This window comes from Pseudomonas sp. Leaf129 (assembly GCF_001423465.1).
Classification (GTDB): domain Bacteria; phylum Pseudomonadota; class Gammaproteobacteria; order Pseudomonadales; family Pseudomonadaceae; genus Aquipseudomonas; species Aquipseudomonas coleopterorum.
In genome coordinates this window covers 597,039-614,212 of the sequence record NZ_LMOC01000001.1, presented here as the reverse complement: position 1 = coordinate 614,212, position 17,174 = coordinate 597,039, and the positions used below count along the sequence as shown (strand labels likewise).

Genomic DNA, 17,174 nt, shown 5'->3' with positions numbered 1-17,174 from the left:
CCCAAACCCCACGCCTTGTCATGATGTTATCAACCCGAGATCGTCTCGGACGCCTTGCACAGGCGCCCGGCCACGAGGTTTTACCGCGAAATCATCCCGGCCGCCTGCTCAGTCGCTTCGGTCGTGCGCGTAGCCAGCTTGCGCACCTCGTCCGCGACCACGGCGAACCCGCGCCCGGCTTCGCCCGCGCGCGCTGCTTCGATGGCCGCGTTCAGCGCCAGCAGGTTGGTCTGATTGGCGATGCTCTGGATGGTGGACACGATCTGCGACAGCTGCGCAATGTTGTCTTCCAGGGTGCGCTGGTGCTCCACCTCCGCTTCGCGCAACGCCTGCTGCTCGTGCAGCAGATTGACGTCCACCAGCGCGCCGACCACGCGCAGGGGTGCGCCCTGCGCATCCCGACGAGTCTGGCCGCGAGCGCGGAACCAGCGGTACTCGCCGGTTTTCATCTTCAGCCGGTACTCGATGTCGAACGGCGTCTTGCCCGAGCGATCGTTCAGGTGGCTGCCGAAAGCAGCCAGGCTGCGTTCCTTGTCCTCGGGGTGCAGTCTGGAGGCCCAGCTGTCGAGTACATCGGGGAACTCTTCGACGGTTTCGAAGCCCAGCAGCCTGCGAAATTGCGTCGACCACCAGAAGGGATTCTTCGGGTTGACCGGATCCCCAGCGATCACCTCCATGTCCCAGAGGCCATCGGACAGCATCTCCCGAGCCAGCTCGAACCGCGTGATGATCACTTCGTGCTCATGGTCCCGTTGCAGCTCATCGTGAATGTCGCGCAACGAGCCGGCGACCCGCACAGGCCGGCCCTGGGCATCGCGCAGGGTCTCGCCATGGGCGTAGAACCAGCGGTAGCTGCCGTCTTTCATCGCCAGGCGATTCTTCACCTTGTATGGCGTGTGGCCTGACTTGTCGTTGAGGTGACGTGCGAAGGCATCCAGCGTCGCTTGTTTGTCCTGCGGATGCAGGCGATCTGCCCAACTGGCCAGCACGTTGGGGAAATCACGCTCGTCATTGAAACCCAGCAGGTTGCGCAGCTGCTGCGACCACCAGAAGCGATTGTTGGGATTGACCGGGTCGCCGGCCACCACCTCCATGTCCCACAAGCCTTCGCTGGAGGCGCGGTTGACCAGGTCGAATCTGACCTCGTGGGCACGAGCCGCCTGTTCGGTTTCGCGCAACAGTTCGCGGGCGGTTTCAAGTTCCGCTTCGAGGGCGGCAATCCGTGTTTCGGCGTGGCTGCGGGATTGATTGACGGCCTCCAGCGCGCGATTGACCGCCGGGGCGGCGGCACACCCTCGCAGCTGAGGTTCGGTACCCTGAGTGAGGGCGGACAGCAATTGTTGCAAGGCGCGCCGATCGCGGCGCAAAGGAAACAGGACAGGCATGAACAGAGCTCTATACAGGTGGCGGGCCTGATCCATGGCACCTCGCCACCTGTATCGTCACAGAACTGGAAAACTGTATAGGTTTTTAAAGGTTTCTCCGGTCAGTCCGTGAGTCATGAGATTGCTGCAAACAGAATGATTGGATACGGGCCAGTCCCCTTCCCTCACCCAGCCTTGCCCAACACCGCCTGCAACAACACGTTCGCGCCGGCTTCGGCCCAGTGCGGGTGGATGTGCTCTGCCTCGTTATGGCTCAGGCCATCCACGCAGGGAACGAAGATCATGGCGGTGGGCGCCACCCGGTTCAGGTAACAGGCGTCATGCCCGGCACCGGAGATGATCGAACGACTGCGATAGCCCAGCTGTTCACTGGCGCTGCGGACCACATCCACACAGTCGGCATCGAACGCGATGGGGGCATACTGGAAAATCTGCTCGACTTGCCAGTGCAGACCTATGGCCTCGGCGATGTCACGTACCGCCGTGCGTAATAGGCCATCGAGTTGCTCCAGTGCGTACTCATCGGGATGACGGAATTCAACGCTGAAATGCACCCGCCCCGGCACCACGTTGCGTGAGTTGGGATGGATCTGCGCCATGCCCACCGTGGCGCGGCCTTCGTCGCCATGGGCGAGACCGAGGCCGTTCACCGCTTCCACGACTCGCGCAAATCCCAACAGGGCATCCAGGCGATGGTCCATTGGCGTGGTACCGGCGTGAGCGCTGCGTCCGATCAGGTCGACTTCATACCAGCGCTGCCCCTGCGCCCCGGTTACGACGCCAATGGTGAAATCCTGCGCCTCCAGGATCGGCCCCTGCTCGATGTGCAACTCGAACGCCGCATGCACCGGCCCGGCCTGGCAGGGATGGCTACCCGCGTAGCCGATGTGCTCCAGCGCCTGCCCAAGGCTCACGCCTTGCGCGTCTGTACGCGACAAACCATAGGCCAGGTCGAAGACACCGGTATAGACCCCGGAAGCGATCATCGCCGGGGCGAAGCGCGAACCCTCCTCGTTGGTCCAGTTGACCACCTCAATGGCCCGCCGCGTCTGAACACCTTGATCGTTGAGGGTGCGCAGCACTTCCAGGCCAGCCAGCACGCCATAGATGCCATCGAACTTGCCGCCAGCCGGCTGGGAGTCGCCGTGTGAGCCGGTCAGTACAGGCGCCAGGGTGGGGTCAGTGCCTTCACGGCGCGCGAAGATGTTACCCATGGTGTCGACACGAATGCTGCAGCCGGCCGCGCGCGCCCATTGCACGAAAAGATCGCGGCCCAGGCGGTCCTCATCGCTCAATGCCAGGCGCGAGACGCCGCCAGCGGATGTGGCGCCATGCTGGGCCATGGTCATCAGCGATTCCCATAGACGCTCGCCGTCGACTCGCAGCGCCGCGCTCATGACCCAGCCTCCTGAGGCTTGGCGCGATAGCGAAAATCACAGCGCGGCGCACCGCCCATGATGGTTTGGGTACGGGTCAACTCGATGTCGGGGTTATAGCCCACGATGAACAATTCGTCGCGATTGCATGAGAGCAGATGGCCGATCTCGCCCAGGCCCATTTCGTGGTACATCTCGGCATAGCGGCAACGCTGCACGTCATAGTCATAATGTTGGGCATCGCTGGCGATGACTTCGACTTTCAGGGCATCGTCCTTCTCCCACAGTACCTGCAGTTCGACGAAACTTTGCAGGTCGGCACCCTCAGGCTCACGTGCGGCGAAGTGTCGGCCTGCTTCGATCGCGGCGTTGCCCACGGCCTCGCCGATCACCGCAGCGGCGTGGGCCTGGCCGTGTTCGCGTTTGAGAATCTCGTAGATCGGCTTGATGATTTCGGCTTCGATGCGCCGACGGGCCAGAATGCCCAACTCACCGTCATGACTGCTCATGCTCTTTCTCCTGCAAAGGCGCGGGTTGGCCCGCGCCATTCTGGTTACTGTTGTTCGCCGTGAGCCACGCTGACCGGCTGCCATTGATTGGCCTTGACCTGGTACACCGTGAACGAAGGGTCCTTGAGGTTGCCCTGAGCGTCGAAGGCGATGGTGCCGGTGACTCCTGAATACTGACTTGCACGCAAGACCGGCAAGTACTTGGCCGGATCCACCGAGTCGGCTTTTTCCAGGGCGGCGATCAGGACGCCGACACCGTCGTAAGCAAACGGCGCGTGCAATTCGATGGGCGCCTTGAAACGCTCGCGGTAGGCCTGTTCGAAAGCCTTGCCACCCGGCATCTGCGACACCGCCAGGCCCGGCTCCAGTGCCGTTACGCCTTCTCCGTCTTTCTGCGCCAGTTCCAGGAACGTCTGGCTGACGAAACCACCGGCGCCCATCAACGTGGCATTGATGCCCAGTTGCTTGATGCGACGTGCCAAAGGAGCCGCCTGAGCATCGACGCCGCCGAAGAAGATCAGGTCCGGATTCTGCGCCTTGAGCGTCGTCAGCACCGGGCTGAAATCGACGGTCTTGTCGTCCACGTATTCGCGGGCGACAACGTGGCCTGCGTGGTTGTCGACCGACTTGACGAACTGGTCAGCCAAACCTTGTCCGAAGGCGGTACGGTCATCGATGACGGCAATACGCTGCGCTTTCAGCGTCTTGAGCGCGTAATCGCCCGCTACCTGACCGCCGTCGTCGTCATGGCCCATGATGCGGAAACTGGTATCGAAGCCCTGCTGGGTGTACGCATGGCCGGTGGCGACCGGTGCTACCTGGGCAATACCGGCATCGTGGTAGACCCGTGCCGCCGGAATGCTGGTGCCTGTGTTCCAGTGCCCCACTACGCCAACGACGCCGGCGTCTACCAGACGCTGGGCCACGGTCACCGCAGTGCGCGGGTCGGACTGGTCATCTTCGCTCAACAGTTTGAAGGTAACGGCTTGGCCACCAATCTTGATGTGCCGCGCATTGGCGTCACTGATGGCCAGGCGTGCGCCGTTTTCCAGATCTTTGCCGATACGGGCAGAGGGACCGGTCAGGGGGCCGGCCAGGCCAATCAGTACTTCCTGATCGGCCTGGGCGATGGCGCTGGCCAGGCCGCTGAGGGCCAGTCCGATGACGGCGGCGCGTTTGAATGGAGTAGAACGTTTCATGTCGATTTCCTGTGGTTCTCGGGCTGGCGATGCCAGTCATACGCGGGTCGGAACACGCCGGCCGTCCGGTAGCGTCGAAGGTGCAGCAAAGTTCGAAAAAAGATCGGGGAGGAACACCTGCGCCATCGTCATCCGATCGAGCGTTCATTCACCCAGATAGGCCTCGCGGATGCCGGGATCATTGAGCAGTGCAGCACTGTTGCCAGTGAGATGGATGCGACCGCTGTCCATTACATAGGCGCGGTCGGTCACCTGCAGCGCCAGGCGAGCGTTCTGCTCCACCAACAGCAGCGTCATGCCGGCCTGGCACACCGCGTCTATCACCGCGAAGATCTTCTCGACCATGATGGGCGCAAGGCCCATCGACGGTTCATCCAGAATCAGCAGCCGTGGACGTGACAGCAGCGCTCGAGCCAGGGCCAACATCTGTTGCTCGCCGCCGGACAACAGCCCGGCGGACTGACCCAGGCGCTCGCGCAGACGCGGAAAATGCTCGAACAGCCCTTCCATGTCTTCATCGACTCGCTCGCGGTCACGCCTCAGGTAGGCGCCAGCCTGAAGATTCTCCAGCACGCTCATGCGGGCAAAGATGCCGCGCCCCTCCGGCACCAGGGCAATGCCCTGCCGGGGCAGGCGGTGGGCCGGAACCGCGCGAATGGAATGACCGTCGAATCGGATGTCGCCAGAGGCCATGGGCAACAGGCCGGCCAACGCCTTGAGGGTCGACGTCTTGCCTGCGCCGTTGGCGCCGATGAGAGTGACGCGCTCGCCGGCATTGACGTGCAGATCGATGCCTTTCACCGCTTCGATGGCGCCGTACCGCACGCGCAGGTCGCGAATATCCAGCAGCACGTCAGACATGAGCGCCTCCTCCCAGGTAGGCCTGGATCACAGCCGGGTGTCGACGGACCTCATCGGGCGCGCCCTCGGCAATCACCCGACCGTAGTCCAGGACGCTGATGCGGTCGCAGATGCCCATCACCAGTTTCACGTCATGCTCGATCAGCAGCACGGTGTGTCCGTCATCGCGAATTCTCTCCAGCAGGCTGCGCAGCTGAAGCTTCTCGGTGGCGTTCATGCCGGCTGCTGGCTCATCGAGCGCCAGCAACCTGGGTCCGGTGGCCAGCGCACGGGCGATTTCCAGACGACGCTGATGCCCATATGAAAGTGAATCGGCTGGGCTGTCGGCCCATTGGCCAATGCCGACGTAATCCAGCAGCTCCTGCGCCGTGTCGCGGGTTTCGCGCTCTTCGTCACGCGCGCGGCGGTGCCGTGTCAGGGCAGCCCACAGGCCGTTGTGGGTGCGCACATGGCGCCCGACCATGACGTTTTCCAGGACCGTCATGCCTTTGAACAGGCGAATGTTCTGGAACGTACGGGCGATTCCAGCCTGTGCCACCTTGTGCACCTGCGTCGGCCGGTAGGCAACGCCGTCGAGCAGGAAGCGCCCTTGCTCGGCCTGGTACAGCCCGGTGATCACATTGAAGAAGGTGGTCTTGCCCGCCCCGTTGGGCCCGATCAATCCATGCACATGACCTGGCGTGATGTTCAGGCTGACGTCGTCGAGCGCGAGTACTCCGCCGAAGCGCATGCTGACCTGTTCGATCTGCAATACAGGTGCGCTCATCGTCCACCTCCCGATGCCGGCCACAGCCCGGCCGGTCGGTACAGCATCGCCAGGATGAGGGCTAGGCCGTAGATCAACTGGCGGATGATCTCTGGATCGACCGGCACATAACCGAACAGGGCCTGTTGCAGCGGTGCCAGACTGGCGCGCAGCAGTTCGGGCAATGCCGCCAGCAACAGGCAGCCCAACACCACGCCCGGAATGTGGCCCATACCGCCCAGCACCACCATGGCCAATACCACGATGGATTCGTTGAGGCTGAACGACTCCGGCGACACGAAACCCTGAAACGAAGCAAACATGGCGCCGCTCACGCCACCGAATGCAGCGCCCATGGCAAAGGCCAGCAATTTGAAACGCACGGTGTCGATACCCATGGCCTTGGCGGCGTCTTCGTCCTCCCGAATCGCGACCCAGGCGCGGCCGATACGCGAATTCTCCAGGCGCATGCAGATGAATACGATCGCCAACGCCAAGGCGGCGAACAGGTAATAGTAGAGGTAGACCGAGGGCAGGCGCAGACCCAATACATCCTGGGTTCGCGCCAGGCTGAAACCGAACAGGCTGACCGGATCCACCGAGGAAATACCTTTGGCACCGTTGGTGATGTTCACCGGGCGATCCAGGTTGCGCATCAGTACACGAATGATTTCACCGAAGCCCAAGGTAACGATGGCCAGGTAGTCACCGCGCAAGCGCAGGGTCGGCGCGCCCAGAAGTACACCGACGCCGGCTGCCAGCAGTGCGGCCAACGGCACCAGCCAACCGATGCCGACATGCAGCCCCGGTCCGAACCAGTCCGCCAGCAAGGCGAAGTGCATCGTCAGATGCGGCGAGGCCAACAGCGCAGTCAAGTAGGCGCCCACCGCGTAGAACGCGATAAACCCCATGTCCAACAGACCGGCATAGCCCACGACGATGTTCAGCCCCAGCGCCAGCATCAGGTAGAGCAGCGCAAAGTCCAGGGTCCGCACCCAGGAATTGCCACCGGCCTGCCCCACTACCCAGGGTGCCAGCAAGACGGCCACGGCCAGCAACAGCCCTCCGGCTCGTGCCTTGGCAACGGATCCTATCGATAGACCGTTCATGCGCGGCTGGCCAGACGTTCGCCCAGGATGCCCGAGGGCCGCAGGACCAGCACCGCGATCAACACCAGAAACGCGAACACGTCCTGATAGTTGCTGCCCAGCACGCCACCCGTGGCCTGCCCCAGATAACCGGTGCCCAGCGCTTCGATCAGACCCAGCAAGATGCCACCAAGCATGGCGCCGCGCAGGTTGCCGATGCCTCCCAGCACGGCTGCGGTGAACGCCTTGATGCCCGGCAGAAACCCCATATAGAAGTTGGCGCTTCCGTAGTTGCTGGCCATCATCACGCCAGCCAATGCTGCCAACGCGCCGCCTACGGCAAAGGTGATGACGATAACGCGATCGGGATCGATGCCCATCAGGCTTGCCACCTGCGGGTTCTCCGCCACCGCGCGCATGGCCCGGCCCAGCCGGGTGCGTTCAACCAGCAGCCACAAACCAGCCATCACCGCCAAGGCAACAGCGATGCTCGTCAGCGCGGTCGCATTGGTGATCGCGCCCGTGGGGCCGGGTGTTACCTGGATGGGGTCGAGCGGCAGCAGTTGGGGAAACATCAGTGGATTGCGCGACCATATGAGCATGGCCACGGTTTGCAGCAGCAATGACACGCCGATTCCACTGATCAGCGGCGCCAACCGTGGCGCCTGCCGCAGGCGGCGGTAGGCTACGCGTTCGATCACGATGGCCAGTACCGCGCAGCTGGCCATGGCCAGGAGCGTTGCCAGCAGTAGCTGGACCACGCCAGGCAAGTCAGGCAGTGCAGCCTGCAACCCCTGCAGTGAAGACAGGCCCACCAGGGCACCGACCATGAGCAGATCGCCGTGGGCGAAGTTGATGATACGCAAGATCCCGTAGACCATGGTGTAGCCCAGGGCGATCAAGGCATACAGGCTGCCGAGCAAGAGCCCGTTGAGCACCTGCTGGATGAAGGTATCCATGGTGTTGAACCATTCCGAAGACGACGACCGCGGCACAGTAATAATCTATTCTGTTTTTATCAACTCTCTAATTCTACTAAGCTTATTCCATCTGATTTAACGCAATGTACAGCTCAATAGATGAATAAAATCAGGGGTTTCCACACATTTCGAAGACGTGCTAAATTCAATACATGAATATTTTAGAACAATTACCCAACGATCCCCCGCTGCGTGCCGTGCGCACGTTCGAAGCCTTCGCCCGTCACGGTGGGGTCAATTCCGCCGCACGCGAACTGGACATTTCACCCTCTGCGGTCAGTCATCAGTTGCGCTTGTTGGAAACCTTCCTGCAACAGCCACTGACCATACGTCAGGGGCGCAACCTGGTGCTGACCGAAGAGGGCCGCGAATACTACCGGGCCATCCGCTCCGCGTTTGCGGTGCTGCGCAGCGCCACTGAACATGTGCGCGAAAAATCCGCACTGCGGCAGATCACCATCAGCATGATTCCCATGTTCGGCTTCAACCTGTTCATTCCACGCCTGCCGATGTTCCTTCAGGAGAACCCGGGGCTGGACATCAACGTGACGTACGCGAACCACCGCAGTTATCCCAGCGATGCGGCGGACCTGTCGATCCGATTCGGTACCGGGCACTGGCCTGGCTACCATAGCGAGCTGCTGCTCAGCGGCGCGCTCACCCCCTATTGCAGCCGGGATTTTCACGCCGCCCGTGGCCCACTGGACAGCCTGGAAGATCTGCGCCAGGTGCCGCTGCTGCACGATGAAGAGCGCGGCACCTGGGCGCAGTGGTTTGCCGAAGGCGGTACCAAACACCCTGGCGCACTGCAAGGCATGCTGTTCGAAGACGGCCAACTGACGCTGACCGCAACGCTCACGGGCTTGGGTTGCGGCCTGTTGCGGGCGCCGATGGTGGCGCACCTGGAGGCCTCGGGCGAACTGATCAGGCTGTCGCCGCGGGAAATCGACGATGGGCGCGCGTACTATCTGTGCCGCCGCACGGGTGGCGAGCTGTCGGTCGAGGGCAGCAAACTGTACGAGTGGATAAAGCGCACACTGGGAAAATGATCTATGAGCGCTGACGGACGCTGCAACCGGGCCGACGCTGCAGCCGCAGCGGTGTACGCGACTGAACCCGCTGGCAAAAAAGTATCAACACCGTGCAAAAACCAGGCTACCAGCGCCCCGGCCTTTCAGAGTATGTTGCCGAAACTTTGCGGATGCCCGCGGCGATGTTGCCCGGCTCCGCGTTCGATCCATTCGAGCGACGCCCCACATAACAAGAGGAAGCTGGATGAACAGGCAACTACCCGCAGTCGTGGTGTTTGGTGAAGCACTCACCGATCTGGTCCAACACGCACCTGGGCGCTGGCAGGGCTATCCGGGTGGCGCGCCGTGGAACGTGGCGCGGGCGATGAGTCGCCTCGGGGTATCGACGGCGTTCGCCGGTTCGATCAGTACCGATTCGCTGGGGGATGAGCTGTTCAAGCAGTCCGAAGCCGCAGGCCTGGACATGCGTTTCCTGCAGCGTATCGACGTCGATCCGTTGGTGGCGATCGTGCCCTCCAGCCACCCTCCCCGTTATTTTTTCGCTGGCGAGGCCGATCTGCATTTCGACGTTCAGCTTCTGCCGGCGGGCTGGCTGGAAGCTGCGCAGCTCTGCCATTTCAGCTGCATCAGCCTGGCGCGCCAGCCACTGGGTGACAGACTGGTGGAGGTGGCTCGGCAGGTGAAGCGACACGGCAAGCTGATCAGCTACGACCCCAATTGGCGCAACCTGATGGACAGCCGTTACCGTGAGGTGACCTTTCCGGCCATGGTGGAACTGGCGGACATCATCAAGCTGTCGGATGAAGACCTGCGTCAGATCTATCCCGGCCTGAGCGAAGAACAGGCCCTGCAGCGGCTGCGCGAGATGAACGCGAACGCTCAGGTACTGTTCACCCGTGGCGCCGATGGCATGGTGTTGTTCACCCTGGGCAGCAAGGTCGAGCAGGCAGCTATCGCCGTCGAGGTGGCCGACACCGTGGGTGCCGGCGACGCGAGCATGGCAGGCTGGCTGGCTTCGGGCCTGTTGGGCATCGAAGCGGCGCAGGCGCGCCTGGCCTTCTCTGCGGCATGTGCTTCGGTGTCGTGCGCCAATGCGGGCGCTTATGCACCCAATCGTGAAGAAGTCGAACAGCTCTTGGCGCGTTCAGGTGAATCGCGCTGAACCCTTCGCGGCCACGGACCGCTCCTACGGGAGGGCTGCATATCACCGTAGGAGCGGTCCATGGCCGCGAAGCCGCCGACGCCGTCTATTCAGCAGCCCAGCGCGTCGGCGGCTTCAGTCAATTAGAATACGGGGTTCACGTTTTGCCCTCGACGATGGCGCAGGGGGTATCCCTGCACTCGCTGTACAGGGATAGACCGGTTCGCCCCTCGGCCGCTTGGTCGAAATTCACCGCAGGCACGATTAACTCCAACCAATGAACTCAACCGATCGGCAGTTCGCCGGTCACGATGGCCGTGACCAGAAAGATCCCGAACATCGGCAGCGACCACTTGAAGAACTCCTTCTGGTATTCACCGAAGGTCATCTCGGTGCGGTTCATCAGCAGGAACAGCCAGGCCACGGTGGGGCTGGCGTAGCGCAGCGCCTGGCCCATGAACGAAGCGACGCCGATTTCGGTGGGGGTGATGCCAAAGCTGTATGCGATCGGCGCGACCACCGGCAGGATGCCGAAATAGTAGGCGTCCACCGGCAGGGCATAGCAGGCCAGCGCGCCGAGGAAAGCGAAGATCAGCGCCGTGTGGCTGCCCATCGACTCGGGAATCAGGCTGGCCATGTGCTCGGCCACCGCGCCGGCCATGCCGCTGCCGTTGAAGATGCCGAGAAAGCAGCCCGCCGCCAGAATGATCGATGCCACCGCCACGGCATCGCCGCCGTTCGCGGTGATGCGCTCGCGCTGCTCCACCGCGGTGTAGTTGACGGTCAGTGCCAGCGCCGTGCCCAGCATGAACACCACCGCGCCACTGGCCCAGCCGGCGATGAGGATCACCAGCATGGCTACCGTCAGTGCCAGGTTGAACAGAAACAGCTTGGGCCGCTTCAGTTCCTTGTCGTGGTCTTCGATGACCGTGACCATGTCGGCGATCTGCTCGGCGGTGACAATGACCTTTTCACCGGCAACGAAGCCTAGGCGCTTGCGCTCCTTGATGCCCATCAGATACGCCATGCCGAACACGTAGATGAACGACACCCCCAGAATCGGCAGGATCGCCACGAACAGCGTGTTGACCTCCAGGTTGAGCACCGCCGCTGCCCGTGCCAACGGGCCGCCCCAGGGCAGGCAGTTGCCCAGCCCGCACGGCAGGATGATCAGCATGGCCAGGTTGGACAGCTTCATGCCCATCTGCTTGTACAGCGGCAGGAACGCGGTGGTGATGATCAGGATGGTGGTGGTGCCGTCACCGTCCAGGGTCACCACCGAGGACGTGAATGCCGTCACCAGGATGATCTTCAGCGGGTCGCCGTTGGCCTTGCGGATGAGATAGGTGCACAGCGGGTCGAACAGCCCCACGTTCATCATCAGGCTGAAATACAGCACGGCGAACAGAATCATCACCGTCGGGTTCACGGTGCCCAGGGAGACCTTGCCGTCTGCGCCCTGGGAATAGAACAGGCCCTCCCTGATCCACTTGATGATCATCTCCAGCGGCACACCGCTGAGCAGGCACACCAGCACCCCGACCGCCAGTGAGACGACGATCAAGCCAGTGAAAGGCGAAAGTTTCTGCTTGATCACCAGCAGCAGGAACGACGTGATCAACGTATAGCCCAGAATGGTCAGCATCCGAACGTCTCCACCTATTATTTTTATCGTGAGAAGCAGCGTCTGTTGCGCAGGCCCGGCCTTGGCCGCCGAGCCTGACTGGCCTCAGCGGCCCTGCAGCAATTGAGTGACCCAGTCCGGTGCCAGCTCGGGCAGCGGCTCGCCACTATCGCGGCAGCGCACGTAGTGGTCGATCACTTCACGGCGCTGCTCTTCGTAGGCGCTCTTCTTTTCCGATGCTTCGAGCACTTCCAGCAGGCGTGCCCGCGGCACCACGGTAACGCCGTCGTAATCGCCGAACACCAGATCGCCCGCTGCGACCTCGACGCCGGCGCAGGTCACGGTGGTGTTGATCTTGCCGGGCCCCTGCTTGCCCGGACTGCGCTGCATGAAGCCTTTGGCGTAGACGGGGATGTCCAGCTCTGCGAGCGGCACCTTGTCGCGCACGCAGCCATCGATGACCAGCCCGGTGAGGCCGACGGCCTGCGCAGCGCCCGCCATCAGGTCGCCGATGTAGGCCCGCCCCGGGTAGCCCTTGCCGGCCACCACCAGCACGTAGCCCGGCTGCCCCTGATACACGGCCACGTGAATCGGAAAGTTGTCGCCGTCTTCGGTGTCGACGGTGTACGCGGTGCCAAGCATGATCTTGCGCTCGTCGAGCGGCATCAGGTCGGCGTCCATGGCGCCGTTGCGGGCGATGCCCAGCTTGGCCATGCCATCGCACAATTGGGCGGGACTGAGCTTGCGGAATCGGTCGAGCAGGTCTTGAGGGATCCGTTCAGGCAGGGGCAGATAGTGTTCGGTATTCATGGAATTGTCCTCAGCGATGGTTGACCAGGTGGCGAATGGCGGCGCGGTAGTCCAGTTCGCTGCCGTTCTCGCCCAGTTGCGTGTGCCAGTCGGTGGCGGCGAGCTTTTCCAGCTGGCGATGGCTGGCCCGGGACATGGTGGCGTCAACCCCGGCGTCTTCGAGGGTGGCGACCACATCGTCCATTTCGGCGCTACGGCGCTTGGCGTGGATCAGGGTGCGGGCGGTAAAGGTGTTGGCCAGTTGCTCGACGGTCTTACCATCGAGGGATTCGCCCAGCGACTCGACCAGGGTGTCGAGCACGCCGAACTTCTCCCCCGCCTGAAAGGCTTCGATCAGCAGTTGCGGCAGGCCTTTCATCACCACGCTTTTGAGCATCTTGATCGCCGACGCGGCGCCCGCCTCGGCGTCGAGCACGGTCAGACGCATGCCGTGGGGCGTGAACGTTTCGGCAAAAACCGATGCGCCCTCACCTGCCAGCAACATGGGCACGCGGTGATTGTTGCCGGGCACCGTGCCCATGACCGCGGCGTCGCAGAACGCCACGCCTTCCGCCCTGGGCAATGCGTCGATGGCCTGCTTGACGGTGGGCGCGGCCGAGTTCATGTCGACATAGGTTTGCCCGGCTACGAGCAGCGGCAGGATGCGCTCGGCCACTGCCAGGGCGCTGCTGGCGCTGGTCAGACAGAGGATGAAGCGGGCGCCTTGGCAGGCGTTTTCCAGAGAGTCGAAGAGTGTGACTCGGGTGTGCTCGGCACGCTGGCGGATCGCCGCGCCGCGCTGGGGATCGTCTGCGTGGGCATCGTAGGCGCCGAGTTGCAGATCGGCTTGGGTGTGCAGACCGGTGGCCAGGTGGTAGGCGGCTTCGCCAAACCCGATGAAGACCAGTTTCATCCGTGTGTTCCTTCTTTGTATTGTTATTGAAGGAGTGGGAGCAAGGCATGTGCCAAACTTCGCTGGTGGAGTTTTTATCCAGCAGGATCAGTGAGTTAAGTTCGGCGGGAATACAAGACTGCAGTCCGCTCGCCTGCTGAGTCATTTCAGTTGATTGCAAAAGCTTTCATCAGCCCCTAACGTGCAATGCGCGCCATCGATCCATGACAACTCCAACAAGAAGGACGCCTCCCATGCAGGGCAAACTGGCTGTCATCTCACCGTCCTCCACCCTCACCGCCGTGATGAACCAGGTATTGGAACGACGAGGCCTGACCGTGGCCGTGGTGGAGGCCGCGCAGCACCAGGCGGTATTGATGGCGCAGCAGGCGCTCGACGCGGGGGCCAGTGTGCTGATCAGCCGCGGCAAGACCGCCAGCGTGCTGCGCGAGCGCTTCCCGGTGCCGATCGTGGAGGTGCGTCATACCTTTTTCGATTGCATCAATGCCTACCACCAGGCGCTGAAGGTGTCGCAGCGAATCGCCTTCCTCGCCACTTCGGACGGTTACGCCGCCATCCTGGAAAAGGCCCGGCCTTTCATGCCGGCGGTGACCATCTGCTCGATCGACCCGTTCGGCAGCGCCCAGAGCACCGACATGCAACTCGACCGTCTGCAGGCCGAAGGCATCGAAGTGGCCATCGGTGGTCTGTCGCTGGAGCCGGCCGTCAGGGCACGCGGCCTGCGCTACGTGATGTCCGAGGCCGATGCCGACGCCGCTTTCGATGCCATCGACGAAGCCCTGCACCTGCTGCGCATCGAGCAGGAGCGTCTGCACAAGCGCCTGGAACTGCAGGGCCGCTACGAGCTGATTCGCTCGATCCTCGACTGCGTGTCCGAAGGCATTTTCAGCATCGACAGCGACGGGGTCATCACCAACATGAACAACGTCGCCACCCAGTACCTGGGAGCCGTCGGCTGCGGCGACAAGGTGGCCGGTCTGCTGCCCCAGGATTACTTCGCCCGGGTGCTGGACAAGGGCGAGGCGGTGCGTGGCGCCCTGATCAATCTGGGGCGCCTGTCGCTGACCCTGAGCATCGCGCCGATCACCCTCGGCCAACAGGTGATCGGCGCCGTCGCAACCCTGCAGAAGCAGACTGAAATCAAAGCCATCGAGCAGAAAATGCGCCGGCAACTGGCGCGCCAGCACGTGGCTGAAAACACCTTCGCTTCGATCATCGGTAGCAGTCCGGCACTGGCCAAGGCCAAGCGGCTGGCGCAGACCTTTGCTGCCGTGGACAGCACGGTGATGATCGAAGGCGAAACCGGGACCGGCAAAGAGCTGTTTGCCCAGAGCATTCACAACGCCTCGAAACGCCGCCACGGCCCGTTCGTGGCGATCAACTGCGCAGCCTTCGCGCCTGGCGTGCTGGAGAGCGAGCTGTTCGGCTACGTGAAAGGCGCTTTCACCGGTGCCCTGGCCGAGGGCAAGGCCGGCGTGTTCGAACTGGCTCACACCGGCACGATCTTTCTCGACGAGATCAGCGAAACATCGGCGGAAATCCAGCTCAAACTGCTGCGCACGCTGCAGGAGCGCAAGGTGGTGCGAATCGGCGACGACAAGATCACGCCGGTGGACATTCGCATCATCACCGCCAGCAACAAACGCCTGCCGCAGTTGGTCGCCCAGGGGTTGTTTCGCGAGGACTTCTTCTACCGCATCTGCGTGCTCAAACTGCAACTGCCTGCCCTGCGCGAACGCCGGCAGGACATTCCGGAACTGGTCACGCACCTGCTGGCCAGCTCTGGCATCCCCGCTGCGCACCCTGGGCCGCAGCTACTGGCGCGGCTGAGCGCCCACGAATGGCCGGGCAACATTCGTCAACTGGGCAATATCGTCGAACGTCTGGCGGTCATGAGCCAGGGCCGCGACATGAGCGGCGCCTGGGTGGAAGAAGCACTGGAAGACTTGCCCCCGCCCGCCCCAGCCACCCCTGGAATTGCCCGCAGCGAGCAGCAGGTGCTGCTCGACACGTTGCAGAGCGTGCGAGGCAACCGCGAACAGGCGGCGCGGCTGTTGCAGATCAGCACCACGACCCTGTGGCGGCGCATGAAGAAGTATCAGGAAACAGACGCGGAGGCCTTCGCTGCGACACGTCTTTACGGGCCGCAGGAATCATCGGTGTAGGGCTAGCCTGGGGCTTCGGGTATAGACCTGGACGCGCTGGCGGACCGGCTGGGCTTGGCGTACAGGCTGCTGCTGACGGGTCAGTTGCGCCTGGACCACGGCCACCGCATCCAGCACGCGGTGCGTCCAGCGTTCGTCATCGGGACGGACCACGACCACGCGAAAGCCGTGCTCGTGGCCCTCGCTTTCCACGCCTTCGGAGTCGTCGACGTGCAGGTCGATATCGAAGGCCGGCGGAAACTTCGAGGGCGACAGGCTCATGCCATGGCTGGCCAGGGCCCGGCTGTGGACCTCGCTGTTGACCACGCCATCCACCCGAATGCCGTGCAGCAGCAGCCAGCGCTTGATGTAGGCCGGCGTGCGGCCCGACGAGGTGTACACCCAGATGCTGCAACCCTGACGGCGCAGTTCACGGGTCAACGAGCGGGTGCCGATACGCAGTGGCTCACCCAGCCAGCGGTGAACGAAGCCCGGCAGCCAGCTGCGCTCGGCTTCACTGTGATGGGGCAGGCATGCCAGGGTGTCGTCGATGTCGAATGAAATACGCACGCGCGGACGGTTGAACGGATTCATCGGAATAAGACCTGTGATCGCTTGCCACATCGGTTTGAGCCACGTTTGTCGAGTGTCGGATTCATCGTCCCCTGCCCTCATGCAGCGCCAGCTGCTTGTGAGTGAGGAAGAACTTTTTCGGGTCCGGCGCCTGTTCTTCGAGAAAGGCGGCGTACTTCTTCTTGATCTTGGGCAATTCGTAAAGCGCCTTGACGCCATGCTTGGCGGAATTGCGGATCACCGACGAGGGGTTGAAATAGCCCGGCGCATTATCCACCGAGAGCACGAAAGGTGGTAGCCCTGCGCGGATCAGCAGGTAGCTGACGATCAGCGAGCCGGTACGGTTGTTGCCTTCGATGAACAGCTGCGGCTTGCTCAGAATGCGCACGTATACACCTGCCGCACGCTTCCAGACCGACTCGCTGCGGTAGGTGCAGTACCAGTTGTAGAGGTCCTTGATGCCGCCTTCGGTGTTGTTGAAGAAATGCTCTTCCGTGGCGGCCAGGTGCTGGGCGAACTCGACGCGGCGCGCCGGATCACGCCCGCAGAGCACGGTGGCGTTGATCTCCAGCATGAGGTTGACCTGTTGCAGATCGAACAGGTCTACTCCCTGCGCCACGTAGTCGTCGACCAGGGCGTAGCCGGCCAGGACGTTCTCCACCACCTCGTCGGTCAACGGATCACGCTGCTCGGTGAAGTGCTTGCTGAGCTCGGCGAAGCGGCCCTGCACTTCACGCAGGGCTCGTTCGATCGCGGCCAAATCAAGACGACGGGTTACCGACATGAATGATCCTGAATCCTTGAGGAGTGAGACAA

At 62.7% G+C, this 17,174-nt stretch carries 15 protein-coding genes and 2 pseudogenes; 3 read left to right on the top strand and 14 right to left on the bottom strand.

Translation table 11 applies throughout. The features are described 5' to 3' along the window. Positions 1 to 86 precede the first annotated feature (86 nt). The 9 genes and pseudogenes from ASF66_RS23135 to ASF66_RS02660 all read right to left on the bottom strand — a co-directional run. Positions 87 to 311, bottom strand: a pseudogene (locus ASF66_RS23135) (methyl-accepting chemotaxis protein); the annotation flags it as partial. Between the two features lie 63 nt (positions 312 to 374). Beyond that, positions 375 to 1,094 (bottom strand): annotated as a pseudogene (locus ASF66_RS23130) (PAS domain-containing protein); the annotation flags it as partial. A gap of 455 nt (positions 1,095 to 1,549) precedes the next feature. Beyond that, positions 1,550 to 2,782, bottom strand: coding sequence for a Zn-dependent hydrolase (locus tag ASF66_RS02690; protein ID WP_056842614.1), 1,233 nt, complete (start codon positions 2,780 to 2,782; stop codon positions 1,550 to 1,552). Then, entirely contained in the window at positions 2,779 to 3,270 is a 492-nt protein-coding gene (locus ASF66_RS02685; RefSeq protein ID WP_049859724.1) for an L-2-amino-thiazoline-4-carboxylic acid hydrolase, read from the bottom strand. The genes ASF66_RS02690 and ASF66_RS02685 overlap by 4 nt, the downstream gene beginning before the upstream one ends. Positions 3,271 to 3,314: 44 nt before the next feature. Then, positions 3,315 to 4,469, bottom strand: coding sequence for a branched-chain amino acid ABC transporter substrate-binding protein (locus ASF66_RS02680; RefSeq protein ID WP_056842613.1), 1,155 nt, complete (start codon positions 4,467 to 4,469; stop codon positions 3,315 to 3,317). 144 nt (positions 4,470 to 4,613) lie between these two features. Beyond that, positions 4,614 to 5,330: an ABC transporter ATP-binding protein gene (locus tag ASF66_RS02675; protein WP_056842612.1), complete on the bottom strand. Its 717-nt coding sequence runs from the start codon at positions 5,328 to 5,330 to the stop codon at positions 4,614 to 4,616. Continuing rightward, the gene (locus tag ASF66_RS02670) at positions 5,323 to 6,096 is read right to left on the bottom strand and encodes an ABC transporter ATP-binding protein (protein ID WP_056842611.1); all 774 of its coding nucleotides are present in this window, start codon (positions 6,094 to 6,096) and stop codon (positions 5,323 to 5,325) included. Before ASF66_RS02670 ends, ASF66_RS02675 begins: the two co-directional genes overlap by 8 nt. Then, positions 6,093 to 7,184, bottom strand: a complete 1,092-nt coding sequence (locus ASF66_RS02665) for a branched-chain amino acid ABC transporter permease (RefSeq protein ID WP_056842610.1) — start codon at positions 7,182 to 7,184, stop codon at positions 6,093 to 6,095. Before ASF66_RS02665 ends, ASF66_RS02670 begins: the two co-directional genes overlap by 4 nt. Beyond that, entirely contained in the window at positions 7,181 to 8,122 is a 942-nt protein-coding gene (locus ASF66_RS02660; protein ID WP_056842609.1) for a branched-chain amino acid ABC transporter permease, read from the bottom strand. Before ASF66_RS02660 ends, ASF66_RS02665 begins: the two co-directional genes overlap by 4 nt. A 173-nt stretch (positions 8,123 to 8,295) precedes the next feature. On the opposite strand from ASF66_RS02660, the gene ASF66_RS02655 reads away from it, so the two are divergent. Both ASF66_RS02655 and ASF66_RS02650 read left to right on the top strand, forming a co-directional pair. Next, on the top strand, positions 8,296 to 9,192 hold the full coding sequence (locus ASF66_RS02655) for a LysR substrate-binding domain-containing protein (protein WP_056842608.1): 897 nt from the start codon (positions 8,296 to 8,298) through the stop codon (positions 9,190 to 9,192). 226 nt (positions 9,193 to 9,418) lie between these two features. Beyond that, a complete protein-coding gene (locus ASF66_RS02650; RefSeq protein WP_056842607.1) occupies positions 9,419 to 10,336 on the top strand; it encodes a carbohydrate kinase family protein in 918 nt (305 codons plus the stop codon). Between the two features lie 262 nt (positions 10,337 to 10,598). On the opposite strand, the gene ASF66_RS02645 is transcribed toward ASF66_RS02650, so the two are convergent. The 3 genes from ASF66_RS02645 to ASF66_RS02635 form a co-directional block, all read right to left on the bottom strand. Next, positions 10,599 to 11,960, bottom strand: coding sequence for a CitMHS family transporter (locus ASF66_RS02645; RefSeq protein ID WP_056842606.1), 1,362 nt, complete (start codon positions 11,958 to 11,960; stop codon positions 10,599 to 10,601). Between the two features lie 84 nt (positions 11,961 to 12,044). Beyond that, on the bottom strand, positions 12,045 to 12,749 hold the full coding sequence (locus ASF66_RS02640) for an RraA family protein (protein ID WP_056842605.1): 705 nt from the start codon (positions 12,747 to 12,749) through the stop codon (positions 12,045 to 12,047). 10 nt (positions 12,750 to 12,759) lie between these two features. Beyond that, entirely contained in the window at positions 12,760 to 13,641 is an 882-nt protein-coding gene (locus tag ASF66_RS02635) for a DUF1932 domain-containing protein (RefSeq protein WP_056842604.1), read from the bottom strand. 233 nt (positions 13,642 to 13,874) lie between these two features. Between ASF66_RS02635 and ASF66_RS02630 the strand changes: the two genes are divergently transcribed. Further along, complete coding sequence (locus tag ASF66_RS02630; protein WP_056842603.1) at positions 13,875 to 15,806, top strand: sigma 54-interacting transcriptional regulator; 1,932 nt, start codon at positions 13,875 to 13,877, stop codon at positions 15,804 to 15,806. Here the strand turns inward: ASF66_RS02630 and ASF66_RS02625 are convergent. Together ASF66_RS02625 and ASF66_RS02620 are read right to left on the bottom strand one after the other, a co-directional pair. After that, entirely contained in the window at positions 15,795 to 16,379 is a 585-nt protein-coding gene (locus ASF66_RS02625) for a hypothetical protein (protein WP_236707037.1), read from the bottom strand. The genes ASF66_RS02630 and ASF66_RS02625 overlap by 12 nt on opposite strands. Before the next feature lie 61 nt (positions 16,380 to 16,440). Then, on the bottom strand, positions 16,441 to 17,142 hold the full coding sequence (locus ASF66_RS02620) for a hypothetical protein (protein ID WP_049859737.1): 702 nt from the start codon (positions 17,140 to 17,142) through the stop codon (positions 16,441 to 16,443). Positions 17,143 to 17,174: the final 32 nt, after the last annotated feature.